The organism is Bradyrhizobium sp. 190, from assembly GCF_023073415.1.
Classification (GTDB): domain Bacteria; phylum Pseudomonadota; class Alphaproteobacteria; order Rhizobiales; family Xanthobacteraceae; genus Bradyrhizobium.
This window is the reverse complement of record NZ_JADPJL010000039.1, coordinates 1-1,295: the sequence shown is the minus strand read 5'-3', so window position 1 is coordinate 1,295 and position 1,295 is coordinate 1. Positions and strand designations below refer to the sequence as shown.

The window sequence follows — 1,295 nt, the reverse complement described above, 5'->3', positions numbered from 1 at the left end:
ATATGGTGGTCTCCGCGGCGCCGGCTCACACTACCAGCGAGGCCGCCGAGTGACATTTCAACTTTGCAGAGTTAGGGACATCTCAACTTTGTTGCAACAAACTCGGCGATCAAACGACAACCGTTGGCGGGAAATTCTGAACCAGGCTTCGGGACGAAACCCCTGCACCGAGTTCGACGCCGGGCCGATATCGCAAGTCAGTTTCCGAACGCCGTATCGAGAATGCGGGCAAGCCGGACGCCGGCCTTTTGCAGCTGCTCCCTTACAACAGGTTTGTTCGTCTCAAGATAAGTCGCATCGACGGTTACGTGTGCAGCGTTAGGCAAATCACACGATGCTTCATGCATCAGGCAGTAGCCGGTGTTGACCGCCTCCGCGATGGCAAATGACTCGTTCGCCCATTCACGAGGGTCGGAAGCGTTCCACTGGGTCATCATCTCCGGAGTGATCGCGTCGATGAGTTCGTCAACCGCATCCGCAACTCGGTGCCGACCGCATTTTGGACGAGACAGGTATTCCACGTTGAGTGCAGCTTTCCCGAACACTTCCCGCTGACGGAGATGTTGTTGCCTCCACGATCGTCTTCGAACGATACATGCAATGGTTGATGAATATCTCCGACCCAATGGCCCAGGAATTTCAGGGCGAGCAATCTGTCGGCCTTTTTTGCGGATTTTGACCCAAGGATCTGGCTGTCGTTCAAGATGGCGCTGAGTACGCACTTCTCCGCTTGAGGACATTCGTCTGAAATCAGGCCCTGCGAATTACGCGCCAAGTTGATGAAATGCTCGGAGGCGCGTTTTCTTGGATGATCGGGAAATACGCAGGATTCACTAAAGGTATCGAATTCCGTGTCGGACCGTATCAGCTTACGTACCGCAGCTCGTGTATCCGGCTGCGCCAGGCGGAAGGCGATTTCGCAGACGATCTTATGCCCTTCATCTCCCCAAGCGAGCGCATTGCCGCCTTGGGATACGAGAGCCAGCATGACAAGCAAAATATAGCGCATGGCGCATCCTCCCCCAATCGAGAATAATTATCGCCTCATTTTGTGATTGCACTGTGAATTGCTTCACAATAGACGCCGCTTTCTGGGCTGCCGGTAGGTTTAGCAAATTTCCTCCGTCGGATAAGGCTTGCCGGAAAGTCGGCCGTTGGCCGGCCTCTTCCATAACAACTGATTTGCGAATCCTCCGTGTAGCAGCAAAGCTAAAATGTCAGCACTGAGCAAAGTAGAGATGTCAGTTTCGGCTCCTTTTTGGGAGTTCGGAGGCTGTTATTTCGATGGGCATGGT

1 pseudogene is annotated in these 1,295 nt (G+C 53.7%); it reads right to left on the bottom strand.

The features are described 5' to 3' along the window. Nucleotides 1–197: 197 nt before the first annotated feature. Nucleotides 198–988: pseudogene (locus tag IVB22_RS23590) on the bottom strand (S1/P1 nuclease). Nucleotides 989–1,295 lie beyond the last annotated feature (307 nt).